The sequence below is a fragment of the Sphingomonas mangrovi genome, from assembly GCF_047975845.1.
Taxonomy (GTDB): domain Bacteria; phylum Pseudomonadota; class Alphaproteobacteria; order Sphingomonadales; family Sphingomonadaceae; genus Sphingomonas.
On sequence record NZ_JBIUCZ010000042.1, the window covers coordinates 1 to 24,294 of the forward strand.

Annotated in this window: 30 protein-coding genes, 2 pseudogenes and 1 other annotated feature; of the genes and pseudogenes, 15 read left to right on the forward strand and 17 right to left on the reverse strand. The window is 63.5% G+C overall.

The features are described from left to right. Window positions 1-351: 351 nt before the first annotated feature. Window positions 352-1,526, reverse strand: a protein-coding gene (locus ACBY01_RS15560) for an IS3 family transposase (protein WP_416461875.1) whose coding sequence is annotated in 2 segments (ribosomal slippage) — window positions 352-1,292 and window positions 1,292-1,526 — 1,176 coding nt in all. Because the reading frame shifts where the segments join, the coding sequence is not laid out codon by codon here. After that, window positions 1,183-1,299: a sequence feature (AL1L pseudoknot), on the reverse strand. It overlaps the preceding gene by 117 nt. An 80-nt stretch (window positions 1,527-1,606) precedes the next feature. Between ACBY01_RS15560 and ACBY01_RS15565 the strand changes: the two are divergent. From ACBY01_RS15565 to ACBY01_RS15575, 3 genes and pseudogenes are all read left to right on the forward strand, one after another. Continuing rightward, a pseudogene (locus tag ACBY01_RS15565) lies at window positions 1,607-2,841 on the forward strand (tyrosine-type recombinase/integrase). 84 nt (window positions 2,842-2,925) lie between these two features. Next, window positions 2,926-3,159, forward strand: a pseudogene (locus ACBY01_RS15570) (transposase); the annotation flags it as partial. A 77-nt stretch (window positions 3,160-3,236) separates the two neighbouring features. Next, the gene (locus ACBY01_RS15575; RefSeq protein WP_416461907.1) at window positions 3,237-3,863 is read left to right on the forward strand and encodes a hypothetical protein; all 627 of its coding nucleotides are present in this window, start codon (window positions 3,237-3,239) and stop codon (window positions 3,861-3,863) included. 72 nt (window positions 3,864-3,935) lie between these two features. Here the strand turns inward: ACBY01_RS15575 and ACBY01_RS15580 are convergent, their stop codons facing one another. From ACBY01_RS15580 to ACBY01_RS15600, 5 genes are all read right to left on the reverse strand, one after another. Continuing rightward, window positions 3,936-4,946 carry an OmpA family protein gene (locus ACBY01_RS15580; RefSeq protein ID WP_416461877.1) on the reverse strand — a complete coding sequence of 337 codons (1,011 nt, stop codon included), beginning with the start codon at window positions 4,944-4,946 and terminating at the stop codon, window positions 3,936-3,938. A 101-nt stretch (window positions 4,947-5,047) separates the two neighbouring features. Then, on the reverse strand, window positions 5,048-5,767 hold the full coding sequence (locus tag ACBY01_RS15585) for a DUF6683 family protein (protein ID WP_416461878.1): 720 nt from the start codon (window positions 5,765-5,767) through the stop codon (window positions 5,048-5,050). A 247-nt stretch (window positions 5,768-6,014) separates the two neighbouring features. After that, window positions 6,015-6,947 (reverse strand): hypothetical protein, encoded by a 933-nt coding sequence (locus ACBY01_RS15590; protein ID WP_416461879.1) that lies wholly within the window; start codon window positions 6,945-6,947, stop codon window positions 6,015-6,017. 143 nt (window positions 6,948-7,090) lie between these two features. Then, window positions 7,091-7,777, reverse strand: coding sequence for a hypothetical protein (locus tag ACBY01_RS15595; RefSeq protein ID WP_416461880.1), 687 nt, complete (start codon window positions 7,775-7,777; stop codon window positions 7,091-7,093). Window positions 7,778-7,877: 100 nt separating this feature from the next. Then, entirely contained in the window at window positions 7,878-8,330 is a 453-nt protein-coding gene (locus ACBY01_RS15600) for a hypothetical protein (protein ID WP_416461881.1), read from the reverse strand. A gap of 261 nt (window positions 8,331-8,591) precedes the next feature. On the opposite strand from ACBY01_RS15600, the gene ACBY01_RS15605 reads away from it, so the two are divergent. Beyond that, the gene (locus ACBY01_RS15605; protein WP_416461883.1) at window positions 8,592-9,191 is read left to right on the forward strand and encodes a hypothetical protein; all 600 of its coding nucleotides are present in this window, start codon (window positions 8,592-8,594) and stop codon (window positions 9,189-9,191) included. A gap of 34 nt (window positions 9,192-9,225) precedes the next feature. Here ACBY01_RS15605 and ACBY01_RS15610 read toward each other — a convergent pair whose 3' ends face one another. Together ACBY01_RS15610 and ACBY01_RS15615 are read right to left on the reverse strand one after the other, a co-directional pair. Continuing rightward, window positions 9,226-9,840, reverse strand: a complete 615-nt coding sequence (locus ACBY01_RS15610; RefSeq protein WP_416461884.1) for a hypothetical protein — start codon at window positions 9,838-9,840, stop codon at window positions 9,226-9,228. Between the two features lie 27 nt (window positions 9,841-9,867). Further along, window positions 9,868-10,875, reverse strand: a complete 1,008-nt coding sequence (locus tag ACBY01_RS15615; RefSeq protein ID WP_416461885.1) for a hypothetical protein — start codon at window positions 10,873-10,875, stop codon at window positions 9,868-9,870. Between the two features lie 406 nt (window positions 10,876-11,281). On the opposite strand from ACBY01_RS15615, the gene ACBY01_RS15620 reads away from it, so the two are divergent. The 3 genes from ACBY01_RS15620 to ACBY01_RS15630 all read left to right on the forward strand — a co-directional run bounded on the left by ACBY01_RS15620 (window position 11,282) and on the right by ACBY01_RS15630 (window position 12,329). After that, the gene (locus ACBY01_RS15620; protein WP_416461886.1) at window positions 11,282-11,479 is read left to right on the forward strand and encodes a hypothetical protein; all 198 of its coding nucleotides are present in this window, start codon (window positions 11,282-11,284) and stop codon (window positions 11,477-11,479) included. 119 nt (window positions 11,480-11,598) lie between these two features. Next, the gene (locus ACBY01_RS15625; protein ID WP_416461887.1) at window positions 11,599-12,057 is read left to right on the forward strand and encodes a thermonuclease family protein; all 459 of its coding nucleotides are present in this window, start codon (window positions 11,599-11,601) and stop codon (window positions 12,055-12,057) included. Further along, window positions 12,003-12,329, forward strand: coding sequence for a hypothetical protein (locus tag ACBY01_RS15630; protein WP_416461888.1), 327 nt, complete (start codon window positions 12,003-12,005; stop codon window positions 12,327-12,329). Before ACBY01_RS15625 ends, ACBY01_RS15630 begins: the two co-directional genes overlap by 55 nt. On the opposite strand, the gene ACBY01_RS15635 is transcribed toward ACBY01_RS15630, so the two are convergent. Continuing rightward, window positions 12,290-12,991, reverse strand: a complete 702-nt coding sequence (locus ACBY01_RS15635) for a lysozyme inhibitor LprI family protein (RefSeq protein ID WP_416461889.1) — start codon at window positions 12,989-12,991, stop codon at window positions 12,290-12,292. The genes ACBY01_RS15630 and ACBY01_RS15635 overlap by 40 nt on opposite strands. Before the next feature lie 306 nt (window positions 12,992-13,297). Between ACBY01_RS15635 and ACBY01_RS15640 the strand changes: the two genes are divergently transcribed. Beyond that, window positions 13,298-13,828: a hypothetical protein gene (locus ACBY01_RS15640; RefSeq protein WP_416461890.1), complete on the forward strand. Its 531-nt coding sequence runs from the start codon at window positions 13,298-13,300 to the stop codon at window positions 13,826-13,828. A gap of 355 nt (window positions 13,829-14,183) precedes the next feature. After that, the gene (locus ACBY01_RS15645; RefSeq protein ID WP_416461891.1) at window positions 14,184-14,885 is read left to right on the forward strand and encodes a hypothetical protein; all 702 of its coding nucleotides are present in this window, start codon (window positions 14,184-14,186) and stop codon (window positions 14,883-14,885) included. Between the two features lie 41 nt (window positions 14,886-14,926). Here ACBY01_RS15645 and ACBY01_RS15650 read toward each other — a convergent pair whose 3' ends face one another. Then, a complete protein-coding gene (locus ACBY01_RS15650) occupies window positions 14,927-15,439 on the reverse strand; it encodes an antitoxin YezG family protein (RefSeq protein WP_416461892.1) in 513 nt (170 codons plus the stop codon). A gap of 11 nt (window positions 15,440-15,450) precedes the next feature. Further along, window positions 15,451-16,215, reverse strand: coding sequence for a hypothetical protein (locus tag ACBY01_RS15655; protein ID WP_416461893.1), 765 nt, complete (start codon window positions 16,213-16,215; stop codon window positions 15,451-15,453). Between the two features lie 98 nt (window positions 16,216-16,313). Here ACBY01_RS15655 and ACBY01_RS15660 point away from each other — a divergent pair, with 98 nt between their 5' ends. After that, a complete protein-coding gene (locus tag ACBY01_RS15660; RefSeq protein WP_416461894.1) occupies window positions 16,314-16,745 on the forward strand; it encodes a hypothetical protein in 432 nt (143 codons plus the stop codon). A 15-nt stretch (window positions 16,746-16,760) separates the two neighbouring features. Next, window positions 16,761-17,282 carry a hypothetical protein gene (locus ACBY01_RS15665; protein WP_416461895.1) on the forward strand — a complete coding sequence of 174 codons (522 nt, stop codon included), beginning with the start codon at window positions 16,761-16,763 and terminating at the stop codon, window positions 17,280-17,282. A 15-nt stretch (window positions 17,283-17,297) separates the two neighbouring features. On the opposite strand, the gene ACBY01_RS15670 is transcribed toward ACBY01_RS15665, so the two are convergent. From ACBY01_RS15670 to ACBY01_RS15695, 6 genes are all read right to left on the reverse strand, one after another. Further along, the gene (locus ACBY01_RS15670; RefSeq protein ID WP_416461896.1) at window positions 17,298-18,308 is read right to left on the reverse strand and encodes a hypothetical protein; all 1,011 of its coding nucleotides are present in this window, start codon (window positions 18,306-18,308) and stop codon (window positions 17,298-17,300) included. After that, the gene (locus ACBY01_RS15675; RefSeq protein ID WP_416461897.1) at window positions 18,305-18,694 is read right to left on the reverse strand and encodes a hypothetical protein; all 390 of its coding nucleotides are present in this window, start codon (window positions 18,692-18,694) and stop codon (window positions 18,305-18,307) included. The genes ACBY01_RS15670 and ACBY01_RS15675 overlap by 4 nt, the downstream gene beginning before the upstream one ends. Beyond that, window positions 18,691-19,254, reverse strand: a complete 564-nt coding sequence (locus ACBY01_RS15680) for a DUF4431 domain-containing protein (RefSeq protein ID WP_416461898.1) — start codon at window positions 19,252-19,254, stop codon at window positions 18,691-18,693. Before ACBY01_RS15680 ends, ACBY01_RS15675 begins: the two co-directional genes overlap by 4 nt. Beyond that, a complete protein-coding gene (locus tag ACBY01_RS15685; protein ID WP_416461899.1) occupies window positions 19,235-19,696 on the reverse strand; it encodes a hypothetical protein in 462 nt (153 codons plus the stop codon). Before ACBY01_RS15685 ends, ACBY01_RS15680 begins: the two co-directional genes overlap by 20 nt. 100 nt (window positions 19,697-19,796) lie before the next feature. Next, the gene (locus ACBY01_RS15690; protein WP_416461900.1) at window positions 19,797-20,177 is read right to left on the reverse strand and encodes an energy transducer TonB family protein; all 381 of its coding nucleotides are present in this window, start codon (window positions 20,175-20,177) and stop codon (window positions 19,797-19,799) included. Further along, window positions 20,174-21,346, reverse strand: a complete 1,173-nt coding sequence (locus ACBY01_RS15695) for a hypothetical protein (RefSeq protein WP_416461901.1) — start codon at window positions 21,344-21,346, stop codon at window positions 20,174-20,176. The genes ACBY01_RS15690 and ACBY01_RS15695 overlap by 4 nt, the downstream gene beginning before the upstream one ends. Before the next feature lie 742 nt (window positions 21,347-22,088). Here ACBY01_RS15695 and ACBY01_RS15700 point away from each other — a divergent pair. Genes ACBY01_RS15700 through ACBY01_RS15715 form a run of 4 tightly spaced genes read left to right on the forward strand, consistent with a single transcriptional unit; the run spans window position 22,089 to window position 23,954 of the window. Beyond that, entirely contained in the window at window positions 22,089-22,646 is a 558-nt protein-coding gene (locus ACBY01_RS15700; protein WP_416461902.1) for a hypothetical protein, read from the forward strand. Between the two features lie 20 nt (window positions 22,647-22,666). Continuing rightward, window positions 22,667-23,125 (forward strand): hypothetical protein, encoded by a 459-nt coding sequence (locus ACBY01_RS15705; RefSeq protein WP_416461903.1) that lies wholly within the window; start codon window positions 22,667-22,669, stop codon window positions 23,123-23,125. Window positions 23,126-23,145: 20 nt separating this feature from the next. After that, on the forward strand, window positions 23,146-23,466 hold the full coding sequence (locus tag ACBY01_RS15710) for a hypothetical protein (protein WP_416461904.1): 321 nt from the start codon (window positions 23,146-23,148) through the stop codon (window positions 23,464-23,466). Then, complete coding sequence (locus ACBY01_RS15715) at window positions 23,460-23,954, forward strand: hypothetical protein (protein WP_416461905.1); 495 nt, start codon at window positions 23,460-23,462, stop codon at window positions 23,952-23,954. Before ACBY01_RS15710 ends, ACBY01_RS15715 begins: the two co-directional genes overlap by 7 nt. Window positions 23,955-24,294: the final 340 nt, after the last annotated feature.

Sequence of the window (24,294 nt, forward strand, 5' to 3'; positions counted from 1 at the left end):
GGAGGGATGCCCCGGATATGGCGTTCACCAGAATGGCGGCGTAAACCAACAGGGTATAGCTTAGCTCAGCCGCCAAACTGTCCAGGAAGGTGGGACCACCTCAAACATGCCTTTCCAAGGCACGCCAGAGCGCGCCATGATTGGCTGCTTTCTGCGCTTTTTTGTGGTATATGACGTGCCAGATGGACTGGCCCGATGCCACTACATACCAACAAGCTGATGGTATTTTTACTGGCACCTCCGCCGGTCGGTGAGATGGAGATACCATCATGCCGTTGTCTGTTGTGGCGATCAAAGCGGCCAGGAGCCGTGAACCGCACCGGGTTTCCCGGAGACCGGTTGGCTTGGGTCTTACGCGGCGATCGGCACGGCCTCAAGCTGGGCGTAGTAGGCGGCTTCCGCCTCGGCGGGCGGGATGTTGCCGATCGGCTCGAGCAGCCGGCGATGATTGAACCAGTCCACCCATTCCAGCGCGGCGAACTCGACGGCTTCGAAGCTGCGCCACGGCCCGCGACGATGGATCACCTCCGCCTTGAAGAGGCCGTTGATCGTTTCGGCCAGGGCATTGTCGTAGCTGTCGCCGACGCTGCCGACGGAGGGTTCGATGCCGGCCTCGGCCAAGCGTTCGGTGTAGCGGATGCTTACATATTGGGATCCGCGGTCCGAATGGTGCACGAGGTCGCCGCTGGCAAACGGCCGCCGGTCGTGAAGCGCCTGCTCCAGGGCATCGAGGACGAAGTCGGCATGGGCCGTCCGCGAGACGCGCCAGCCGACGATCCGGCGAGCGAATGCGTCGATGACGAAAGCCACGTAGACGAAGCCTCGCCAGGTGGCGACATAGGTGAAGTCGCTGACCCACAGGGCGTTCGGCCGCAGCGCCTGGAACTGCCGATTCACCCGGTCGAGCGGGCAGGGCGCAGCCTTGTCGCTGATCGTCGTCTTCACCGGCTTGCCGCGAACGACGCCCTTCAGGCCCATGGCCCTCATCAGCCGGGCGACGGTGCAGCGGGCGACGTCGAAGCCCTCACGCCTCATCTGGCGCCAGACTTTCCGCACGCCATAAACGCTGAAGTTCGCTTCGAAGACGCGGCGGATGTCGCCGCAGAGGTCAGCATCACGTTGTTCCTGGGCGGGTTTGCGAGACGGATCTCGTTGGCGGGCGGCGTGCTCGTGATAGGTCGACGGGGCGATCGGCAGAACCCGGCAGATCGGCTCGACCCCGTAGACATCACGATAATCGTCGATGAACGCCGTCATGGCTTGAACAGGCGGTCGAGCTCCGCCGCCGCAAAATACGCCGATGCCTTGCGCAGGATCTCGTTGGCCTGGCGAAGCTCGCGGACCTCGCGCTCGAGTGCCTTGATCCGGTCGCGCTCCTCGCTCTTCTGCCCGGCGCGCACGCCCTGATCACGCTCGGCCTGGCGCACCCATTTGCGCAGCGTCTCGCCCGAGCAGCCGATCTTCGCCGCGATGTAGGCGATCGCCTCCCACTGCGAGGCGTAGTCGCGCTGATGCTCCCGAACCATTCGAACGGCCCGTTCCCGAACCTCCGGCGAATATCTTTCGATGTCGGTTTCGTCGTCATGATGACCCCATTCTCTCAGGAATTGAGGTTTCCGGAAAACCCGGTGCGGTTCACCGCGACAAGGCATACAAGCTGAGCGATAGCAACGGGCTCTACCTGCTGTGATGCCGTCGGGCGGCAGGTACTGGCGGATGAACTACCGCCATCTCGGCAAGCAGAAGACGCTGGCCTTCGGGGTCTGGCCAAACACCGGCCTCGCTGAGGCTCGCGCAGAACGCGACGCAGCCCGCAAGATGCTGGCGCGCGGGGATGACCCCGCCAAGCGGATCAGGCTAGACCGGATTGCTGACTCAGTGGCCGCGTCCAACAGCTTCAAAGCCGTGGCTGACGACTGGCTGGTGAAGGTCGGCAAGGAGGGACGCTCGCCTGTCACGATGAAGAAGCTGCATTGGCTGCTCGACTTCATCAACGCGTCGATCGGCAAGCGACCGATCGCCTCGATCACCGCCCACGAGCTATTGGACATGCTGCGGAAGATGGAGAGCAAGGGGCGGTACGAAACCGCCAAGCGGCTGCGCAGTACCTGCTCGCAGGTCTTCCGCTACGCCATTGCCACAGCCCGCGCCGACCGTGACGTCGCTGCCGACCTGCGCGGTGCGCTGATTGTCCCCAAACCGGTGCATCGGGCGGCGATCACCACGCCAAAGCCAGCCGGAGAGCTGCTGCGAGCCATCGACGGCTTCGCTGGACATCCGACCACCCGAGCTGCTCTGCACCTCCTGCCGCACGTCTTTGTGCGCCCCGGCGAGCTCCGCCATGCTGAATGGGCGGACTTCGACCTTGAGAATGCCGTGTGGACTGTCCCGGCGCACAAGACCAAGATGCGGCGGGCGCACACCATCCCCCTCTCCCGCCAGGCACTCGCGATCATCGCCTCGATAGAGCATGCGGCGGATACCACTGGCTACCTCTTCCCATCCCTGCGCTCGGCTGACCGCCCCATGTCGGAGAACACCATCAACGCCGCTCTGCGGCGGATGGGCTATGCGCAGGACGAGATGACCGGTCACGGCTTCCGCGCGATGGCCGCTACGCTGCTCAACGAGATGGGCCTCTGGCACCCCGATGCGATCGAGCGCCAGCTGGCCCACTGCGACAACAACGCCGTCCGGCGCGCCTATACGCGAGGCGAATACTGGGACGAGCGCGTCCGCGTGATGCAGCACTGGTCCGATCACCTCGACTTCCTTCGCGATGGCGCCAAGGTGCTCAAAGGCAACTTCGGAAAGCAGGGAAGCGCGCCTCCTGCCGGTTAGCGGCGAGCGGTCGATTCAGAGTACCGTTTGCCTCTGCACCGTGAGCGTGAGTGGCAGAATGAGGCTGATTCAGAGGGCCGTGATCGAGAGGATGAGGTGGCACGGCGGCTGGTCACAATTTCTGGTGTCGGGCCGATGGCCGCGACCGCGTCGCGCGGAGCGGTCTATGGCGGAAACACCTCAACCCCGGCGCTTGACCTACCTGGCTCGCTCGGGTTGGTGCCCAACCAGCACACGACCGGTGGCAAGCCGAGGCTACTCGGCATCAGCCGACGGGGCCCCGCCTACCTCAGCCAGCTCTTCATCCACTGCGCTAGGATTGGCTTCCGACAGCCTCGACATTCGTCACGTCACTCATTTATCATGGAATATCCTTTCGGCATCAGGAAGAGACAATGCTCAATCGTACCTCGAAAAGCCCTCTGGCGTGGGCCATGATATCATGCACCATGCTGCTCGCTAGTTGCGCTTCCGGCGAAGCCGAACACACAACGGACGCTAACGAACAAGCGTCGGCAGCACCCTCCGCAGATCGGCTGCCCGCTTGCGATGACATCGCGAAGGCGATCGGCGCGCCTGTTGCAGGCATGGGCGGCATGCCGGACGCTGAATCGGGCCCATGGCGCGACGGCGACAAATACGGCGTGAAATGCACCTGGGGAACGAGCGCCGCTATCCGTGTCGCGAACGGGCAACCAGGCAGCGTTCGCGACATCGGAGATATGGGGACCGTTACGCTGCACATCGGCGTCAACGACAACGTCATGACGGAAAGCGAGGTGCGCTCGGCCGGAAAGGTCTTTGACGATCCAAGGGCGAAGGCGATCGGCGGATGGATCATGGCGGACCCCGGGCTCGATCTGGCCGCGAAGGCCGCCCTGGCGCCACCCCAGGTCAATGTCGGCGCCACGACGATCTCTGTCGGCGCGGCGAACAGTTCAGCGCCCGAACTGGCTTCGATCACCAACGACTGGGCCATCGATGCGGCGGTCGCAACCTACCGGCTGATCGACAAGGACTAGAACCGAACCAGCTTCACCTGCGCCGCCAGCGCGGCGACTGGCCCGGCGTCGTCGAACGGCCGGATCGTCCCCCTACAGCTTGACGAGCTCCACGCGCCGGTTCCTGGCCTTGCCGTCCGCAGTATCGTTCGGCGCGATCGGCGCACCGGCCCCGAAACCCTTGGCGGTCAGCCGATCGGCGGCGATGCCGGCCCCGATGAGGGCGTTCCTGACGGACGCTGCCCGCGTGTCGGAGAGAGCGCGGTTGCGGTCGGCCGATCCCGTATCGTCGGTATGACCGTTGACGGCCAGTCTCAGACCGGGCTCCTGCTTGAGTAACTGGACGATCGCCTCGATCTGCGGCCGGGAAGCGGGAAGTATGTCGCTCGCATCGGTCGCGAAATTGATCTGCACGACGGCCTTGCCCGCCGTGTCGATCGCCGCCTTCAGCTCCGATGCGGGCAGCAGCTTGGCCGTGGCTTCGAACGGCTTCGTCTCCAGGATCGTCATCGCAAGCCGATTGGGAGTCGGCGTGGCGTGAATCCAGATCGCGCGATCGGCGCGGCGGATCACCCAGACCGTCGCCTTTTCATTGTAGATATCGCCAAGGCCAACGCGCTTGTCGCGCGTCATGTCGTCGGACAACGTGTTCTTGATATCCCTGGGGATGACGCTGTCGGTGACCAGCACCCCGCCCGCCTGCGCGATCACCGCATCCAGGTTGCGGCGCAGCTCGTAGGCCGACGGCGTCCTGGATTTGTCGGCGACCACCTGGCCCATGAACAGCTTGCCCTCGACGTCGTTCAACGCCGTCCCCGTCCAGAAGAGGAAATGATCGAAATCGCGCGTTTCCTGCTTGTGCCAGGCATAGCCCTCGGGCAGGCTGATGTAGGGAAAGTCGCCAAGGGCAGCGTTCGACACCGGCACCTTGTCGATCGAGAAACCGTCAGGCTGGGTGACCCCCTGTGCGTTCCCGGATTCCTCCGCAGCGGCAATCACGTTGACGGACGAATTTCCACTCTCCGACGATGCGTTCTCAGCTTGCTGCCCACAACCTGCGAGCACGAGTGCGGATATCACGGTCATCGTTCTGAAACGCGTCATCAATTTATTCCTCCAAGGTGATAATTTGGCCCCGCAAGGAAGTCACCGCATGCGAGGTTATAGATCGACAGGTCATCAGCGAGGGTGCAGCACCACGTTGGTCAGCGTTCCGAGAATCCTTTCGCGGTCACCGCATAGGCGCGCATGTTGTTGCGGGTGATCGCCTTCATGTCTTTCCACACCGCATCCGACAACTCGCGTGTCAGGCCCGCCGACGATCCACGCACCCTTGCCTCCTCGAGCCAAAGCGCGGCCACGATAAGGCGCGTCTCGGCTTCCTGCTGGCGTCGCGGGTCGCTTTGGCGCGCGAGCGCCGAAGACTGGAGCCCGCTGGCCGTCTGGCGGAAGATGGCGGCGTTCTGCGCCGGGGAAAGCCGGCGGCCGTTGGCAAGTTCCCAGCCGACCGAAAGGAACAGCGCGGTGGCCCCGCTGACGGAATTCTCCGGCAGCCCCCGGCTCTGCAACTCCCGCCGGTAGATGGCGCGCGTGCCCGCTGTCCTGACGAAGCGGGACGGGTCGTCCATTCGAAACCGCAGCGACACCATCTGCGGAAGGCGCTTTGCGACACCCTCTTCGATCTGGCCGCTCAGGTCGCCGGAGCGATGGAAGGACAGTCCCGTGGCTGCATTCGACCGGCGTTGCGCCGGCCTTCTGGCAGTGCCGCCGCGCTCGCCGCCGTTCTGCCTCGTCGCTTCCTCGGCATGTCGAAGCGCGGTCTGGCTGAGGATGCCGTTGCCCCAGATGTCGACGTTGACCCATTCCTGCGCCGACGCCGGAGCGGTCGCGAGGACCGCCAAAAGCGCGATGACATACGGCCGCATTCGCATCTCCCATTCCTCGATGGACCGAGGCCAGTTCTTACAAGCCAGACACGCGGCGCCACGAGCCTATGTCCCCATATGTCGCCCGATGCAGCCGGCTCGTCGCATTCGCGAGTGGAAGGCCGGCCGAAATGGCGACGACGCTACGAGTTGAGACGGTCGCTTCTTCACTGAAACAGGGCCGCGCTCAGGAGCGACGCGCATATCGTCATCGGCGGCATGGCAACCATGCCTCGGGCGCGATTGCCTACCGCGCGCGCTGCACGACATATTCCGCCTCCGCCCGATCGTAACGGTAAAGCTGGGTGTCATCCGGCCCCAACTGGCGAACCTTGCCCGGTGCGACGATCTCGGTGCCGGTGCGCTGCACGCGGATGTCGGGCAGGCCGGTGCCCGACGGCTCGAACCGCAGCGTGCCGCTGTCGGCCGCGCAGGTCAGGACGGCCCCACCTTCGCAGGCAGCGTCGTTGTCCGATCCCGTCGGCAATATGCCGACCAGCGACCATCCGCCATTGGGGTAACCCGGCTTGCTGGCGCCGACCGGCGCCATGCCGCGCGGGTCGAACAGCAGGACGGCGTGGCTTTGCAGCGATGTGCCCTGCGCGAAATCGGTCATGCGGATCGCGAACACCACGCGCCCATCCGCCAAGACGTGCGGCGACGGCACGCGCGACTGGTCGGTGTCGATCCTCGCGGGATTACCGGACGCGTTGACATTCAGTTGGCCAACGAAACCGCTGTCCACCGCCCGCCATTGGCCGTTCTCTAGCACGAAAGTTGCCTGCCCGAGAGCGATGGACACGGGCTGCCCGCTCGTTCCCTCAGCGTCCGCCTGGGCCGCGGACGTGAGGCCCGTGAAATAGCGCTTCCCGCCGGATGTGAAGGTCAGCCGGTGCCAGACCTCTGTCCACAATACTTCCGGTGTGGCTTCGTCCTGCTCGACGAAGGCGCTTTTCTGGGCATCGTAGCGTCCTCGCTCGGTCCCCCCGAAGCTCGCCCGCAGGATGTCCCGCGCGGACGGGACCGGGACGTCGGACGGCGGTGTTTGCGGGGCCGTCGTCGCGGAAGCTGCTGCGGCGGCGTTCGCGCCCTCCATCCTCTCGCCATCGGCCGGTGCCGCGTTGCAAGCGGCCATCGTCAGCGATGCGACTACAAGCGCCGCCATATGGGTGTTCATCATCGATCTCCTATCCACGACGACATCATTTGATCCGGACCGCCCCGATCGGCTGCAAACGAAGCCGGACCGGCCTATTCCTGAGGACGCCGCCTCCACGGCGATCCCCGTCCGGGGATACGCAGTCGGCGGGGCGAAGCGAGCCATCAAGCACCAGGCTTTCGCGCGGCCATCATTATGGTGAAAAATTCGCCCCGCTTGTCGTTCGGTACCTTGTCCAGGTCGGTGTTTCCGAACTCGGAATAGCCTGTCATCTCCGCGCGGGGGTAATAGCCCTTCCAGTAATATCTCGTCTGCACCGTGCCGTCGGCGAGCGCCGCGCTACCCAAGTCGGCGGTGAACCAGGTTCCGAATTCGTCGGTCGTGCCGACCAGTCCGATCGTGCCTGCCTTGAACGCCCAACGGCAGACGCCACGCTGATAATAATCCTGGTCGAGGACGAGATCGGTGTGAACGGTCGCCACATACTCCGTGTCGGAAACTTTGGTGAGCGGAACGGCTTCGACAGTGCGAATGACCGGCATGTTGCCGGCGATCGGATTGGGTTTGCCGCACGTGGCTGCATTCTCGACATCATATTGTGCCGAGAAAACGGCCCTCACGAACGGGCCGGGCGCGTCCTGCACCGTGACGCGCACCTCATACGCCTTCACCGGCGAAGGATTGATCCGACGAAGCGGCTGCGCCTCGTCCGCCGGTTCGCTGCAGGCTGCGGGCGAGATCAAAACCATGCTGGCAAGGGAAGCGAGGGCGATCGCCCGCCACCTTTGCCGAGCGGTCGAGGACATCACGACTCCACGCTTCGCCACTCGATCAAACGGCGTCTCCGGCATCCGTACTCCCACCTGTTTCTCCGATCGTGTCCTACCTGCTGGCGGGATGCCGGCGCCCAGCTATCGCGCCCTCTCGCAGGCAGCGAACGCTGCACGCCGTTCAGGGCGCAAGGACAACCTTCGCGGTCCGGCCGCCTGCCACCGAAACACGGCTCATAAGCGCGCCGCCGTCGGGGGTGGAGCCATAATCCCGCCAGGTAATCGCGGTGGTGACGAAATACTCGCCATCGGCAATCCCGGAAAATTCGAAATCCCCCCGGGAATCGCATCGCGTCTCACGTCCCGCCGACTCCTGATAGTGTTCGCTCTCGGGCTCGAAGCGAGGAAACACGTCTCGCGTCGTTTTTCCGAAACCTGCGATTCTGAAGCCGCGCTGTTTGATCCGGACGCTACGATATCCTTCGCGATCGCTGTCGTAAGCCACCATCATCCGCTCGGTGGTGTAAGGGGTTACGGGCACGAGGAAGACGATCTTGCCGCGACACGTCACGGCATCGCCATCGGTCAATGGGATCACGGCGTTGCCCTGGATGACGTTTCGACCGTCGCGCACCTCGTGCGCAGCAGGATCCTAGGGGGTTTGCAGACGGTGGGCGCGCTGGGCATGTGCCGTCGAGGAGCAGGATATCGCGATGCCGAAAAGCATGGCGAAGGATATAAGCCGCTTGGACATACACTCCGAACATTTCAGTCTCTGCCGGCATGCGGGATATAATTCCCCAAAAGCGTCGTCAACGCTGCGCTTGCCAAAACCATATTGCGGCGGCCATGAAAAGTGCTGCGGAAGAGCGATCGCGATGTGACATTCGGAACTATGCTGTTGTTTGTCCGCCATTTTATGTCGATGCTTTGGGAGCCCGCCGGGATGACTTTAAAAATCGGGAGGCCTCCCGCGCGCAATGCAATCGCATGTGCCGCCATATTGATCGCGACGGCCTGCGTGACGACAGCGGAGGGCGAAGCGGAAGCCCCGTTCACCGCAGGCTGGGAGCATTGCGACACCCTTCGCGGCGCTTCCGTCTGCACATGGATCGCCATGGCGCAGAAAGGCACGCGCGTATGCGCCGTAGCCGAGGATTTCGCCACCAACGCGTATCAGTCCCACCGCCTGATCGGCACGGCGACGGGTAGTCGCGTGCGCTTCACGAAAATCTGCGGCGATCCTGGATCGGAAACCGACAGCCGCTGTCCCGGCCAAGCGGATGAAGGCACCGAGAAGGTGGGCTGGACCGGCTACGACCGCTCCTTCCATCTCTGCAAGGGGCGCTTGTTCGAAAACCCCCAAGGCTGCGAGGGTGGAGATGATACGAGCATGCAGCCCGTTTCAAGCAGCCGCCTTCCGATATCCGAGGAAGATCGCGGCTGGCTTGCCACTTGCACGACAGAAGCATTGTCCCTCCAGCGCCAAAAGTAAGAACCCGGCCAATAAGCGCTGACATCATCTCTGATCAGTCGCACTCCTGGCGCATCCCGACGGTCATCGAACCATCCAGACTCGTGACGGGAGCCGACACGACACGGCAATTGTCGCCCTCCGGTTTCGGCTGAAGCGCTCTGCGTTGTTCGGCCGTCATACACACCTGTTCGTGCAGCCAGCGATCGGCATGAGCTTGTCCGTCGATACGAATACGGCGCTTGTACCGGGACAGGTATCGAGACTTGGCCTCCGCCGACAACGAAGCGAACGTGCAGCTGCGCCCGTTGCGTCGAGAGGTTCCAGAATTTCCGCTGCTTCGCGCAACCTGCGTCGAGTCGCTTCCGGACTGCGGGCAAATGCCTGCTGCAACCAATTTCTCGCGAAAACGCCGACCCTGCTCGATGACCCAGGCATTCGCGCTTGCTTTGCCGTCTATCCGGGCACGGCGGACATATTCCTGCTCCATGCGTCGGCGCTCGGCCACCGGGAGTGCGTCGGCCGAGCATCGCTGCGAAACGGCCGCGTTTTCTTTGCGAGCCGGGACATCATTGCCGTCATCCTTCGACGCACCCGCCAGCTGCGAAAATACAGCGGCGCACGAGACGACCATCAGCACGCCAAAAGCAGAAAGCGTTTTCACCGGCATGAACTCTTCCTACTCACGCCGCTACGATCAGCGGCCAGGCAGCGTTGGCAGGTCCAGCGATCCGTCTGCACGTATGTCGCGGATCACTGCCAACTCGGATGCTTCTCCGCTGGCAAGATCATAGCGCATCCGTACGGCGAGGTCCGTTGGGCAAGGAATTTTGCCGCGAGGCTGCTGGCTACAGGCAAGCACATAGGTGCGGATCACATCCAGTCGCTGGGAATCGAGCTTCAACCGCCAGATGAGGGCATGGTCGGGCACATGCCCGCCCTGTGGGTCTTCCGCCAATGCGCGGGTCGCAACATTGGCCAGCTTCTTGTCGAGGTCGCTGCCGGTAACGGGCTGGCGATAGAAGCGCAGATCGGCAGCGTGCGCCCGATCCTGCCTGGCCCCGATGGTGATCTGGTAGCTCGGCTCTTTGGCCCGTTGGTCCGGGAGGCGGCTGTCGAGTGTAAGGGGCGCGGGGGCGGTGGCGCCCCCTCGCGCGGGTCGGAGGATGCGAAGGAAAAGTCTCGCCATCGCCTCATCCGCGCCGGCAGGCAGCGCTTGGCGAAAGGCTGCGACGCATGGCGTCAGCCGATCGAGCGCGGGTTGTTGATCGGCCGGGTCGAGATCGAGTTCCACGATCGCGCGCAAGGCGGAGATGACGGGCTCGTCATCGATACCCAGCACCGGCAGGCCGCATTTGCCGAAACCGCCATTAATCGCGTTGAGCTTCATGCCGACCGCGACGGCTTCGGCATGGGCACTCCGCAAACGCCGCTCGCAATCGGTGCCGACGCGGCATTCGGCCGGGTCGGCATCGACCATGAAGCGCAGACGCGTCAGGGGATCGCCCTTCTTTACGAGCGCAACATCATAACGCGTCTTCTCGAGCTCACTGCCGTGAAGTTCGAATTGACCGGGGTAGATCGCCTCCGCCAGCGCAAGTGCCGCTCTTTCCGATCCCTCCTGATCCAATCGATCCCGATAGTCGCAGCCAGCAAGCGCGACCGTGACGACCGCCACGGCGTAAAGCCGAACCCATTCGATCAAACCAACGCCTTTCATTGTTGACGATAAGTCCCAAGAACAAGTTCCACATGCGCCACTGCGCAGCCCCCTCACCGGGAGTGCCCGCCCGGAACACAGGTACGAGATATTCCCGAGCCGTTCTCAACCGCAACTCAGCCGCGTGATCCGGCGAGACGCTTCCTCATAGAAGATGTTGAGCCGGCTGGGCCGATGATCGTCCGTCTTCTGGCAGGTGGTGCATACCCGCCGCCACGTCTCACCGGCGGGCGCCTCGGGCAGACTGTCGATCGACTGACCGATCCAGCCACCGCGCGCGGAGGCGCGACATTCATCGGTCGGAAGCGGCTGGGCTGCATTGGGTCGTCCCGGCGCGGGAGCTACGGAAGGTGGCTGTGAGGCGACGTCCGGTGGCGAAGCTGGCTCGACCGTGCAACCGGCGATTGCTGCAACGGCGATGATGGGAATGACAACAGGGATTTTCATCACGATGCTCGCACTCCTTCGCGTGCCAACGCACCGGTTGTTCGCCGCGTTGTCAAGTAACGACAAAGCCGCGCCCGTCTCCGCCGCAAATTTCCTAATTGACGAATTGTTCGGCTATCGTGCCGATTTCCCGATGAGGTGAGGAGCCCCGACGACGGCATGCTTGCACTTTTTCTGACACTGGCGGGAATAGCTCAAGGCCCCATCGTGGGGCGTGCCACGGTCATAGATGGCGGCACAATCGAAGTGCAGGGAGTTCGCATGCGGCTGTGGGGCATCAATGCCCCACAGGCAGGCGAGATCTGCGACAGAAATGGTGAGCCCTATCCGTGCGGTAAGGAAGCAGCGGACTTTCTTGGGCGAACGCTCGCCGGCAAGACCGTCACCTGTCACCTTCGTGAAGCGCCAAAGGCCTACCCGGCGGTAGCCATATGTTCCTTTCGGCAGCGGATACGTCCGGCCGAGGAACCGAGCTTCGAGACCACCCAGAATGTGCAGATGGCGATGGTCCATTGGGGATATGCCAAAGACAATGCGCAGGAAAGCGACGGGGCTTTCGCCAAGCTCGAGGCGCAGGCGCGGGCGAACCGCTGGGGGCTGTGGAACGGTGTTTTCACGTCTGCCAAGGAAACGAGGTACCACGGAGATGGCGGACGTGGAGCTGGATGCGGCGCGCGCGGGCTCCCGATGCGCATCTATGGTATCGCGGTCAGGCGCTGATCGACTTTGCCCGGAAACGCATCGCGCAGGGGCGTTTCGGCGAAGCGGAATTGGACGATGTGTGCCTCGGACCATCGGCGCTGCGCGACCATCTCACCATCCGCTTCGAAGCGGGTCCTCGGGCGGTGTTCACGCTGGCCGGCTTTCCGTACGTTCTCGGCCTGTGCAACGGCCATCTCGTGTCCGTCCCGATGACGGATCTGCGGGGACTGCCGACAGAAGAAGCCATGAGCTACCTGCCGGACCTTGCCGGACCGCCGATCGCGAAATAGTCCCCTGTGACGCTTCCGTTCATGCCGCAGGAATAGAAATCCTGAACCGGGCTGGTGTCGCGCACGATCAGCCGCCCGTCCTCCAATGTTATGTGCAGCCGCCCGGCGATCTCATGCGGCGACGATATCGTGAGACGCCCGCGTTCGAGCCGGCCACGAACATCGACGTCGCAAAGCCAACGCGCATTTGCCGGCTGCGCGGTGGAGAACTGGATCGACAACGTGCCATCGTCCGACTGGCGGATCGTCACGACGCCCGCCAGGTTTCCCCAGCGTCCCGTCCATCCCTTACCGCCAGCCTGGAGGGACGCGAGAAACTTCGTTCGCGACCGGAATCTTGATGCGAGATCGGGGAAATCCTTCCAGCGCTCGCGATTCGCATACCATTCCCGCTGACTGACGAGGAACCAGCGCTGATCCTTGATCAGAGCCGCTCGCGCTGGGCGCGACAATTTGCGTAGCGCGCGCGCGTATTCGGCAGCCATGGCATCGTCGAGCCGAGAAAGTTCGGGATCGTCGCACACCGCCTGCTCGACAGCGGTCATGGCTGCGGTACAGTCGAACGAAGGCCCGGTGTGCGGCAAGGTCGCCGCCTGCGCGGCGAGGACGAACGCGGACAGGATCATGCGCCCAAAATGCCGCCAGACCGGCGGCAGGTCCATAGCATTCTCACCAGGCGCGTTGTCGCTGGGAGCGCGTCGCAGGGTGGTGCAGGCGCGAAGCGACGCGCCAGACGCTCAACCTTGCTCCGCCAACCACCAAGATACTCTCGGCTCCTTCTTGCCGAATTGTCCCGAGACGCGCGACCCGCACCGGCTTGAAGACGCAGATTTGGCCGCGCCCACGCCGAATGACCGACTTACCATAAGCCAGACGCTGGTAGAAACCCGGCGTATTCGTGATAACGTTCAGATCGGCAGAGCGGTTTGCCAGCAGCCGATCCCCGAAGGATCGCCGCGAGGAAAACCATGCACTATTGGTGCGGTGAGGCCAGGGAGGCGACCGGACAAACGGTTAAGGGCAAAGGCAGCGCAATGAAATCGATCGGTTCGAACGCCGTTGCCCTCGCCGCCCTTTCGCTGACTCTATTTTGCATCTCAACGACGCCGGCGTCCGCCGCCGATGGTGCATGCGAAGCAATCGACCTCGTCGGCTATTTCCAAGATCACGACACGGGTGACGGCGATTTTGCCGCCCGTATCGTCACGAGCGATGGCGACGAAGCAAGGCTAGGTCTCGCCATCCATGCTTCGGTCGAACAGCTGTTGCGCGGCAGCTACCGTGGTTCGCGGATCGTCATCAGGCCGACACACGCGTCGGGCTGCGATCTCGTGCCGATGAAGGGCGATGGCGGCATTCTCGTCGGACGGCTCCTTGGTGTCGAAGATGGTGTCGCGGTGATCGATCCTCTACGGGCGGAAACGCCGCGCCAACGCGCGGAGCGTGGGGACGACTTCCTGCGCGGCGCCCCGCCACCGCCCAAGCCACGCGCGCAATGATCGCGTGATTCCGACCGGGCAGGCTCTTTGACCGTCGCATGGCTCATCGCCGTGCCGTCGTCGACCCGGGTCCACTCTATGATGATGCTGCCGTTCCCGGTCATGTGGCCCGTGGTAACACCCGCGGTCCTGTGCTTCCGGTTCGCTGCCTTGATCGGGATGCTAATCAAGGGGAGAACGTCCCGCCGGCTTTCGCTGCGTGTGCGTAATGTTGCAGGGGTGATCGCGGTGCTAATCACGATGCCCAAGCTCATGCTGCTGATTGCGAACCGCATATGAAGATTGCGGCACGGAGACTGATCCCGGCATCACTACCCTGTTACAATCACGCCCCGGCCGCTACGAAGTTGGACCTATGAACCGCCCTTTTCTGTCCGTCACGCTCGCCGGCGCCATGGCGCTGGGAGGCGGCACCGCTGTTCACGCTCAGGCCGACGGACGAACAGCTCCGGAAGAGCCCGGCGCAGACCCTGCGCTCGTCCCGGCGACCTTGAGCGACGCCCTCTCCTGCAAGTCCCATGTCGCCGCGCTCGCCTTTGGATACGCCCTGTTCCTTGAGGGTAAGACGCCGAAATGGATGAGCCGGATCACCGACAAGGACAAGAATGTCGGTGGCATGATCGGCCTTTATGGATACCGGCTGCAAAAACCCGTGACCCTCTTCGAGGAAACGGTCGACAGGATCTATTTCATGAAGGACTGGGTGGTCACTCTATGGCCACGCGCCCGCGCCGAGGCGTTCATCCGCGAGCAGAAGTTGGCGCGCGCGCCGATCAGGATGACGCAGCAATATTATCGCTTCCTCGATCCGGAATCCGGCCCGATGCTCGGCGTGTTCGAGCCGACAGGCGGGGCAATCGCCAGCCTGCTCGCGCGCTCGCTTGGCGCCGAGGCGGAGGCGCCGCCGCCGAGTGATGTCCTGTTTGTCGGCTGTAATTATGCCCCAGTTACGCAGCGGGAGTTTCTCGAAGCTGCCGGACACGCGGATGCAATGGCGGACCGAGCAGCGAGGAACGTCGGCGAAATGATGAAGCCGGGCGATCAACATCCCGATTAGCGAAAGCGGCTGAGCAGGAGGCGCGGAAGCGTTGCCGGTGGCTATGTCTTCGATACAGAACGCAGCAACCGGACCAGCTTGTCCCATCCGCCACCCCTGGGGGTGCACGCTTCCTGTGCGAACTGCCGTCCCTCCGGCGTCGCGAGCCAGCGGTCGAGATAATCCTTAAACCGCTTGTCGATCAAGTTGCCGCTCAGACGCCATGGCGGATCATAGCTGAATTCCAAGGCGTAACTCCCGTCGCGCTCGACCCGCAACTGCGCGCTCGACCAGCGATCGTCTCCCGGCCGGCGCATCGCTTCGGCCAGTTCGCCAAACAACCGCTTGGCTTCGCGCGGCAGGCGGAACGAGACTTTTTCCAGCGGCTGCCCCGGTTTATGGGCGAGCGCGAAGGTGGTACTGCTGTCGCGCTCGCCGTCCTGAGCGATCTCGATGTCGACGAACAGATGCGCCCAGTGGCGATCCTCCCAATCGCCATCCATGACATCCGACACATTGCCGACGACGGCGCGAACGATGCTCTGTTCGATCCGTTGAATATGCTGCGCATCCATCGCGCCGTCCCTTAATCGGAAAAGCCTTCGGCGGTGACTCTCGTCGCTCGCATGTCGTTCTTCGTCATCTTTTGCATGTCACGCTGCACCGCGTCCGACAGTTCGCGCATCTGGTCGGGATAGGGTTCGCGCAGATAGGCTTCCTCCAGCCACAACCCCGCCGTGATCAGCCGGATATCGGCCTGGATTTGACGCTGTTCGTCGCCCTGGCGTTCCAGCGGATCGCCGCGCAGCTTGCTGGTCACCTGGCGCAGGATTGCGGCATGGTCGGCGGCGGACAGTTTGCGCCCGTTCGCCAGTTCCCAGGCGACGCCGAACATGAGCGCGGTGGCGCCGGCAAGCGTGTCGCCCGAATAGCCGCGTGCGGCCAGTTCGCGTTCCCAGACGTCGCGGACCTTGCCCGAGCTGACGAAATCGCCAGGATCGGCAAGCGCAAAGCGAAGCGAGAAGAGTTTGTCGAGCTCCTTCGCCGCCGCCTGCTCAACCCGCCCGGTCAGGCTGCGCGAACGATCGAACGGAATTCCCGCGCGCAGGTCCTGAACATCGCCAGCCGTAGCGGCGCGTTCTTCGGAGCGGGCTTCGCTTGCGGGCGATCCTCCCTCGAACCCTTCTGCGAACAGGCTTGAGACGATCGTCGGATCGACTTCGGCTGCAGTGTCCTCTTCTTCAAGTTTCGAACAGCCTGCCGTCGCAAACAGCAGCAGCGCGGCAATACTGAAACACCTCGCTCGACTAGAACGCCTCAACTCCAGTCCCTTCCTTACAGCCATCGTCAAGCGCCATCATTCGCAAACCGCCGAGAAAGCGAAGCCGGGCTCGACCAAGTGACCTTTTACATCGGCGGGGCGTTTTGAAAGCTTTCCCCTGCAAGCCCTTGTTCAGCTATGAAGCGATCAAATGGCGCTCGGAAAGGAGATCGTTCGTGCGTCTTATCCTTCTTGCCGCGCCCTGCACCCTGGCATTTGCGGCGCCGACGGTGGCGCAAGTGACGGTAGATGTACCGATCTGGGGTAACGGCATTTTGGGTCAGCAGGCAATGCGCAGCACCTTCGACCATCATGATGAGACACATGACATAGGTAGCGAGGTCGAGCGAGCGAAGACGCGGCCCGGCAATTGCTCAGCCGACGCCTTGCCGGTGGCAGATCGCCGCCGCATGGAAAACGAATATGTTCGCCGAGCGCATGCCGATGGCAAAGCCAGTGCCAATGCCTGGGTCCGCGAGCAAGGTATGCGCTTCCGTCGGCAACTGGTGGCGCAAGGCGTCTGCCCTGACCCGGCCACGCGCACCGCCGCTCGGCGGTAACGAGAGGAGAGAAGCATGCGATATAGGACGATCGCTGCAGCGGGGGCCGGCCTGGCCCTGACGCTCGCAGCTGGAGGCGTTGCCAATGCACAGGAAGTCTCGGTCCCGTCCGTGACGGTGGCCAATCCGGGAGGTTACGCCAATCCGCTCAAGCTCGACACGGATCGCTATGATCGTGAGCAACGGGCGAAACAGAATAGTCGCAATGGCGTGCCGACCCGAACGTCGGCTGCATGTTCGGCAGACGCTCTCCCGGCCGCCGAACGCCGTCACCTGGAAATCGAATATGTGCAGCGGGCCAGGGCGGATGGCAAAGCCAGTGCGGATGCATGGGTGCGTGAGCAGGGTAAGCGGTATCGTCTGAAGCTCATTGCACAGGGTATCTGTCCGGATCCTCAGCGCCGCACACAGACGGCCCGCCGCGATCAGTCGAACTCGGACGGTGAGGGTTGTCAAATGACGATGCAGCCCGTCGCAGGCCTAGGCGGCGCGCCCATGACGATGGCAATGGTGCCCGATTGCGGGGATGACGATTGAGATCCGCCGGCCCGTTCAGCGGCCGGGCATTTCGGGCAGGTCCACCGATCCGTGTGCGCCCCGCGCGTTTCGGATCACCGCCAATTCCGATGCCGCTCCCTTTGCAAGGTCGTAGCGCATCCGCACGGCGATGTCGGTTTGGCAAGGCCCCTTGCCGGGCGTATGCGTGCTGCACGCAAGCACGTACGTGCGGATCACGTCCAGCCGCTGCGGATCCAGCTTCAACTGCCAGTTGAGCGCGTGGTTGGGCACACGCCCGCCCAGCGGGTCTTTCGCCAGTGCCTGCCGAGCGATATCGGCCAGCTTGTCGTCGAGGCCGCTGCCGCTGACATAATGGACATCGAGACGCAGGTCGGCGGCCTGCGCCCGGTCCTGCCCTGCCGCGATGGCGATGTGATAGCTTGGTTCGTCGGCGCGCTTCGCCGGCAGACGGCTGTCGAGGGTCAGCGGCACAGGCGCAGTGGTACGGCCCCCCACGGGGCGAAGGATGCGCAGCGCAAGCGTCCCCGGAGCCTCGTCCGCGTCGGCCGGCAAGGCGCGTCGAAACCCTGAGACGCACGGCGTCAGGCGATCGAGGCCTGGCTGCTGGTCGGCGGGATCGAGATCGAGCTCCACGATCGTGCGAAAAGCCGACGTGATCCGCCCGTCATGGATACCCAGCATCGGCACGCCGCATTCGCCGAAACCGGCGTTGAGCGCCTTGATCTTGATCGCGCTCGCCACCGCGTCGGCACGGGCGCGACGCAGGCGCTGCTCACAGGCGGTGCCGATGCGGCATTCCGCAGGCTCGGCATCGATAGCAAAGCGAAGACGTGTCAGCGGGTCGCCCTTCTTCACGAGCGCGACGTCATAATATCCCTTCTGGAGATAGCTGTCGTAAAACGCAAATTCTCCGGGATAGACTGCCTCCGACAGCGCGAGCGCAGCCCTTTCCGATCCCTCCCGATCACCGCAGCCCCCTAACGCGAGCGCGACGAGCCCTGCCGTCCACAACCGAACCGATGCTGCCGCGTCGATACCGCTCATGGTTTACGGCACGACCCCACGATCCGATCAACGCGCAATACTGGACGATCTTCCTCCCCCGGGATGAGGCGCCCATCGATGGCAAGGCATTGCCGGTCCTCCCAGGCCGTCCTGATTGCGGCGAGGTCGGTTGGATCGCCGTTCATAGGTGGCGGCGGCTTGCTGCCATCGACGTCAACATAGAGCATGTGACCGCGCGTCGCATGGCCGTCCGGCGACTGCGGTTCGAACAGCGCGCGACCGGGACATGGCAGCCGGGCGCAACGGATGCCCGTACCGCCGATATGCAGCCGAGAAGCCTCGGCGGTGTCGCCGTTCGCCACCAAGGGCGACGGCGCCGCCTGAACGGCGATCAGGGTTAGCAAAGCCAGCACCGGAGCCGTCATTCGGGTTTCTCCCCCTGCGTTCCCTCCGCAGTATCCTTGCCGCTCTCACGAACCGCAATCGCTCCGGCAAACAGGACCATGGGGGCATGATGGTGGCCGGTATGCGCGCCTACCGCTCTGCCGGCCACGGTGATTTCACGACCAACCGATTGGCGGAGGGTGCGGATCAGTTGCGGCTCTATGGCGATGACATGCACCCGGTCGAAACGCTCGCTCCCGTCGGCGAACTCGCCATCCTCAAGGCAGATTTGCCGTGGCAGTTCGAGGATAAGGGCCTGCTCTTCCGCATCGCCTTGGACGACACTTTCGTAATTGGGCGGTCCGGCGAAGCTCTGGAGGGTCAGCTTTCCGGCGATCGTCACAAGAGTTTCGGGATGGGACGCCACCACACAACGCGAGGCGGTTTGCCCTGCGAAGGCGGGGATGCCGGAGCAAACCGACGCGGCGAAGAGCAGTCCGATCGTCCATCGACCCGAACGTGGAATCGCGCCGTGGAACGCTATCTCGCGAGCCCGCAAAGCCGGAGAGCCCTGCTCGACGCTATCGATTTGCGAGGCCATTGCGCGTCCTCGTCTCCCGGATCTGATCCTTGCGGGCCACCATGTCGTCGCGCAGCTTTTGCAGCCCCGCGCGCACTTCGGCGAGTTCGCTAGAATAGCGCTCCTTCGATGTGAAGCCGTTTGGATGCGCTGCGTCCCAAGCCAGGGCGGCATCGATCTCAGCTACCGCCGCATCGACATCGCCGAACGCATACTCGTTGATCGGTCGGCCGACGGATTCGCTCAACGCCGAAAACAGCGGCTGGTCGTTGGCAAGGGTCGCTGGCCTGGACGCAAGGTGGAAACGATAGCGGAGCTGGCCGATGTAGAACCACCGCACGGCTTCATCCATGCGGCCTTCCCCCATGAGCTTGGTGGCAAGGAAATAGAGCGTGGCGGGATGAGCACTTTCGGCCTGCGCAATGATCTGCGCAGGCGTTTGCTTCGCGGGATCGGCAGGCATCTGTCCCGTCTCCTGCGCTGTGCAAGCCGCCGGCAGCGTCAGCACCAAGGCCGAAAGCAACACAGCTAGGCGATTATCCGACATTGTGGCTACGAACCTCCTAGTTCCTGATCACGAACCTGACTGGTATGACCACACGTATCCGCTCGGTCGTCAGACAGGGAAGCGCGGCGAACCGGCCGACAGCCCGGGCGGCATCGAGCGCGGCCTCGTCCAGCAACGGCTCGCCGGAGGTTTTTGCGATGGAGACGCCGTGGAGACGCCCATCCCAATCGACGTCGATCAGCAGCTTGGCGGTGCCGGTCATCCCCTCCCTCGCGGCACGGGGCGGATATCGGGTACGGCTGGCCAAGGCATTGCGGCTCTGCGTGCTCCAAGCCTCAGACGTGTGGCCCCGGCGGTCCTGGCAATCCGGCTGTTGAGCGGGAACGGTCGAGGATGGCCCGCTCAACAGTAGCAGCAGCGCGGCGCCGTGAGTCATTGGACGCTGCTTCTGACATAATGCCCCCGCAGCCCGACGATAGGGCGTAGCCGTCCATCCTCCTCAATCGCTAGGTGCAGTCGCTCAAACGGCAGGTTCGTTCTGGGGAGGTCGGTGTGGATGAGCTGAATGGCCGGTTCGACGATAGCCACGGGGAAACGGCGCCTGCCCTGGCCCTCGCGGCCATCCGGCGGCGCGATCGTCAGTGCGACAATGCGCCGTCCGGAGGCAAGCGGGAAGGAAGCCACACCCTGTGGGCCCAGGATTTCTCGAGCCGGCGGGCCTCGGTCATAGGCGGCTTCGATCGTGAAGCCGTGCGCTACGCTATTGCTCTCGGGATCGAACACCGCGACCAGCGCTCCACGCGTTGGCGCAAGCGTGGCCTTTGGATCGTCCGCGTCGCATGCTGCGGGAAATTTGAGCGGCTCTGCAGCGGCCGGTACCGCCATGCCCGCGGCTCGGGCGCTATCGCTTTTTTGCACCCTACGCAGTTCGGCTTGGGCATGGACGTCTAGGACGCTGTCGATTTCCGCGACCAGCTTCGGGTCTCCCTGCCACCCTGATCGGGCGGCTAGCCGATCGAGAAGGGACTGCGCCCGATTGCGCGTGAAATCGGCGAATTCCTTGGCTCGGAGCAGTTCCTCCTCGGTCGGCGGCGCGGTGTACACCGCGTCCGACATCGTATGGCCGACACCCTGCTGCAGGAACGCGATGGGACATCTCTGCCGGAATTGCTCACGAGACCGTTCCTTCATCTGGACCGCCTGCATCTCATCCGCCCTGCTGTCCCAAGCGAGAAGGTCGGCCATTTTGAAGCCGACCGGGGCCGCTCTCGCGCGAGGTGTCAGCGTCACGACGCCGCGGTCCACAGACCATTCTCCGGATGCTTCCTGATCCAGCGCCCCGTAGGCAGCTGACCAGTGAAAGGTGCCGTCTTCATGCAGGACCAGTTCGGAGCCTACCTCTCTCATCCCGCTGAGATAGTAGCGACCCGCAAGCGCGGTTTCGCCACCGCCGCCTGGATCGGCGTAAGAAGCGCTTGCAACACCAAGAACCAAAAGCGACCAAATGAAATTGGGAATGCCAATCATGCAGTCTTGTGTAAAAATTTTTTGAGATGCTTCAACCTGCTGATCCGCATCTCGGATCTTGGACCGTTCTAAGCTCAAAATTTGCAGTTACGAATGGAGGCCAAAATACGGGGTGAGTGATGAAGAGGATGACGTTCAGCGAGGCGCAGATCGCGTTCGGCCAGCCAGTCGCGGTCCTCTTCAGAGAGCGAAAGTGGGCTGACCGAAACCCGAGCCATGTTCGACCCGTTTGAGGTGCTACCACCCGCAGGATCGCCGAAAAGCCCCCCTTTCGGACATGAATCGTCCGGTCATAGCTGGTCCAGCCGACATTTCCCGCTTCATCGGATGGGTGGCCGAAACAGACGCTGTTCGTTTCCGCACCGGGATCGCCGCAGATCCGATCCGAGTGCGCGCGACTTCCAACCGCCGTGTCGGTGAGGCGATGGGTGTAGTAGGGGTTGGTCGCGAAATCCTTGCGCGCGGCGCAGACGCGTACGCCGATTTGGACGCTGACCATCGATTTACAAACCCTCGCATCACAGTAGGCTTCGCAGCGCTGCCAGCTCTCAGTGAACGGCTGCCCGGTTCTTCCCTGCGGCATTGCCACGCCGGCAGTTCCGCATAGAACTGCAACGAAGGCGAACAAGGGCCGCATGGAAGCTCCTATTGATGCCGACGTCCATATCGTCGGTCGACAAACCTCAAAGCGATCGATCAGCGGGCATACAAGCCAAGCTGCCGGTCGCTTCGTGTTCACGCTTTCTTATCCGGATCAAATTGCGTATGCGGATTGTGGCTTGAAGTCTGCGGGGGATCTATGGCGAAGTGCTTGATGTCCATGACCATGCTCGTCGGTGTGGTGATGATATGCTCCTCCACAGCGTCCAATGCTGAGCGGGCGCACCGCATCCAGGCGCCTTATGATCCCGCCGCGCACGAGGTGCGCGACGGCGACAACGTCATCCAGGGCAACGCCCTGATCCCGCTAAACGACGGCGATGCCGTGATATGTCGCGGACAGATTGTCTTTCTCGTCCCGGTGACGCCCTACACGATCGAACGAATGACGGTGGCGTTCGAGAGCGAGCGCCAAGGGTATCGCAGTGTCCGGCAGCGGTATAGCGGCCCCCTGGCGCTCCTAGGCCGAGACACGACGTTCCAAGAGCCATTTCCTCCGTTCGAGCCTGAGAACGACCATTATCAGCGATCCGCGGGACGTGAGACACGGTGCGATTCGAGAGGCGATTTCGAATTTTCGGGGGTGGCGGATGGAGACTACTTCGTAACGACGGCCATCACATGGCGAGATCATAGGAGTATGCCGAACGGCGGCGGCCTGATGACCCGCGTTTCACTGCGCGGCGGCCGGACTGCTCGCGTCGTGCTTGCGCCCTGACCGATCCTGCATGGATCCCGATGATGGTCGAACGCGGTTCGCGATACCGGGATATCGCAATGAGCCGTGAGCCGATCGGGCAGCCAGGGAGAATAGCGATGCACGTTGCAGTCATGGTGCCCATCGTCTTCGCGCCGGCAGCGACTTCCTTGCCGGCGCAACCGCGTCTCCTGTTCGAGGTGGTCGACGTCGACCGGGGATCGGTTCCCGCAGGAACGCCGGCGGCCTTTGAGGCCCCGTTCGACGCCCCTTGGGGCCGGACCGATGCGGGCCGACGCATCGCGGGCAAGACGTTCACCTTCGTTCCTCTTGCGCTGATTCCGATATCTTCGACCCGCGTCGCGCTGGTCAGCACCGCCGTCAACGAGTGCACATCCCCCAGTGCGCCGGGCGCACGTCCGTCCACTATCTCGACCATGACGAAGGAAAGCCGCGCTACCCCTATCCGTCGGGCGGCGAGTGGCTGGACAGGGGCGTGAAGACCGCATCCGGTCGATCGGTGTCGCGCTGGGGCTGCACGGACGCGATCGCCGCCGCACCCTTGCTTTATACCGATGCGCCAACATCGGCACCCGGTGTCGCCTGCACGCTGGTGACTCTGACCGAGCTTGCGCCGATGGGTCCGGTCGAAATCGCGCGCTTTCGGACGTTCCGCAGCAATGGCGGAACGGTGAGACTGGCCGGCCGCATCGTCGCCGCCGAAAAGGATCGCAGCTTCACCTTGTCCTATCCCGGCACACAGACCTTCGACGAAATCTATGTCCGCGCCGGGGACGGCGGCTACCGTCCTGTCGCGGGATCGCGGGTGTCTGCGTGCTGAACCGGACAACTGTCCTGTCGCTCGCCTGCGCGCTGCTGGTCGCTCCGACATCGATTGCTGTGGTTCCGCAACAGGCGATTGCGGCCGGCGTGATCGCGCCCGAGCAGGAGGCCGGACGTTCGCTGGCGCAGGCGTCATTCGCGGCTCTCGCCGTGTCAATGGTGCGTATGGAAAGGCTGGTCGCAATCGGACAATTGTGCGGCAGCCTTAACGAGGAAACGGCGGCGCTGATCGTCGAGCGGGCGAGTGCTGAAGTACTCGAAGCGCGGCGGGACCTAGCTGACGGGGATCATACCTGGGCCGACATCTATCTGGAGGGCCTGCGGGCGGGCGCGTTCCAGTCGGCGCAATTGTACGATGTCGCCGACGAACAGTCCTGCCGTCGCTTCGCAGAACCCGGCGGAACATTAACGAAGCTTCTGACCTGGACCGACGAGCCGCAACAGGTATCGCCGGGGATCATCGCCAGTCCCCGGACGACGCCGTAAGCTCGAACGGCAGGGCATGGCTGCCCAGCGGCGCGCTCGGCCTGCTCGTCGCGTAAACGATGCAAGGCGCGGTCTCGATCGTCCTGCCCGCCCTGTTCGGCAACCCTCTCGCCGTAGTTGTCACCAGACGTGATGCGAGCGGCACGGAAGCGTCCAGCTGCCGAGCGATGGATGCAGCGTGACCGTCTCGCCGTCCACCCGCAACCGGACCCCGAGCGAGTTCTGGCGGGCGCTCAATGAGGTGGTCCCACCTTCCTGGACAGTTTGGCGGCTGAGCTAAGCTATACCCTGTTGGTTTACGCCGCCATTCTGGTGAACGCCATATCCGGGGCATCCCTCC

Bases quoted from the DNA above. Each gene is read 5' to 3' on its own strand.
- ACBY01_RS15575 (WP_416461907.1), top strand. From the start codon at position 3,237: ATGCTCAATCGTACCTCGAAAAGCCCTCTGGCGTGGGCCATGATATCA.
- ACBY01_RS15580 (WP_416461877.1), bottom strand. From the start codon at position 4,946: ATGACGCGTTTCAGAACGATGACCGTGATATCCGCACTCGTGCTCGCA.
- ACBY01_RS15585 (WP_416461878.1), bottom strand. From the start codon at position 5,767: ATGCGGCCGTATGTCATCGCGCTTTTGGCGGTCCTCGCGACCGCTCCG.
- ACBY01_RS15590 (WP_416461879.1), bottom strand. From the start codon at position 6,947: ATGATGAACACCCATATGGCGGCGCTTGTAGTCGCATCGCTGACGATG.
- ACBY01_RS15595 (WP_416461880.1), bottom strand. From the start codon at position 7,777: ATGCCGGAGACGCCGTTTGATCGAGTGGCGAAGCGTGGAGTCGTGATG.
- ACBY01_RS15605 (WP_416461883.1), top strand. From the start codon at position 8,592: ATGCTGTTGTTTGTCCGCCATTTTATGTCGATGCTTTGGGAGCCCGCC.
- ACBY01_RS15610 (WP_416461884.1), bottom strand. From the start codon at position 9,840: ATGCCGGTGAAAACGCTTTCTGCTTTTGGCGTGCTGATGGTCGTCTCG.
- ACBY01_RS15625 (WP_416461887.1), top strand. From the start codon at position 11,599: ATGCGGCTGTGGGGCATCAATGCCCCACAGGCAGGCGAGATCTGCGAC.
- ACBY01_RS15630 (WP_416461888.1), top strand. From the start codon at position 12,003: ATGCGGCGCGCGCGGGCTCCCGATGCGCATCTATGGTATCGCGGTCAG.
- ACBY01_RS15635 (WP_416461889.1), bottom strand. From the start codon at position 12,991: ATGGACCTGCCGCCGGTCTGGCGGCATTTTGGGCGCATGATCCTGTCC.
- ACBY01_RS15640 (WP_416461890.1), top strand. From the start codon at position 13,298: ATGCACTATTGGTGCGGTGAGGCCAGGGAGGCGACCGGACAAACGGTT.
- ACBY01_RS15645 (WP_416461891.1), top strand. From the start codon at position 14,184: ATGAACCGCCCTTTTCTGTCCGTCACGCTCGCCGGCGCCATGGCGCTG.
- ACBY01_RS15650 (WP_416461892.1), bottom strand. From the start codon at position 15,439: ATGGATGCGCAGCATATTCAACGGATCGAACAGAGCATCGTTCGCGCC.
- ACBY01_RS15665 (WP_416461895.1), top strand. From the start codon at position 16,761: ATGCGATATAGGACGATCGCTGCAGCGGGGGCCGGCCTGGCCCTGACG.
- ACBY01_RS15670 (WP_416461896.1), bottom strand. From the start codon at position 18,308: ATGAGCGGTATCGACGCGGCAGCATCGGTTCGGTTGTGGACGGCAGGG.
- ACBY01_RS15675 (WP_416461897.1), bottom strand. From the start codon at position 18,694: ATGACGGCTCCGGTGCTGGCTTTGCTAACCCTGATCGCCGTTCAGGCG.
- ACBY01_RS15680 (WP_416461898.1), bottom strand. From the start codon at position 19,254: ATGGCCTCGCAAATCGATAGCGTCGAGCAGGGCTCTCCGGCTTTGCGG.
- ACBY01_RS15685 (WP_416461899.1), bottom strand. From the start codon at position 19,696: ATGCCTGCCGATCCCGCGAAGCAAACGCCTGCGCAGATCATTGCGCAG.
- ACBY01_RS15690 (WP_416461900.1), bottom strand. From the start codon at position 20,177: ATGACTCACGGCGCCGCGCTGCTGCTACTGTTGAGCGGGCCATCCTCG.
- ACBY01_RS15700 (WP_416461902.1), top strand. From the start codon at position 22,089: ATGACCATGCTCGTCGGTGTGGTGATGATATGCTCCTCCACAGCGTCC.
- ACBY01_RS15705 (WP_416461903.1), top strand. From the start codon at position 22,667: ATGATGGTCGAACGCGGTTCGCGATACCGGGATATCGCAATGAGCCGT.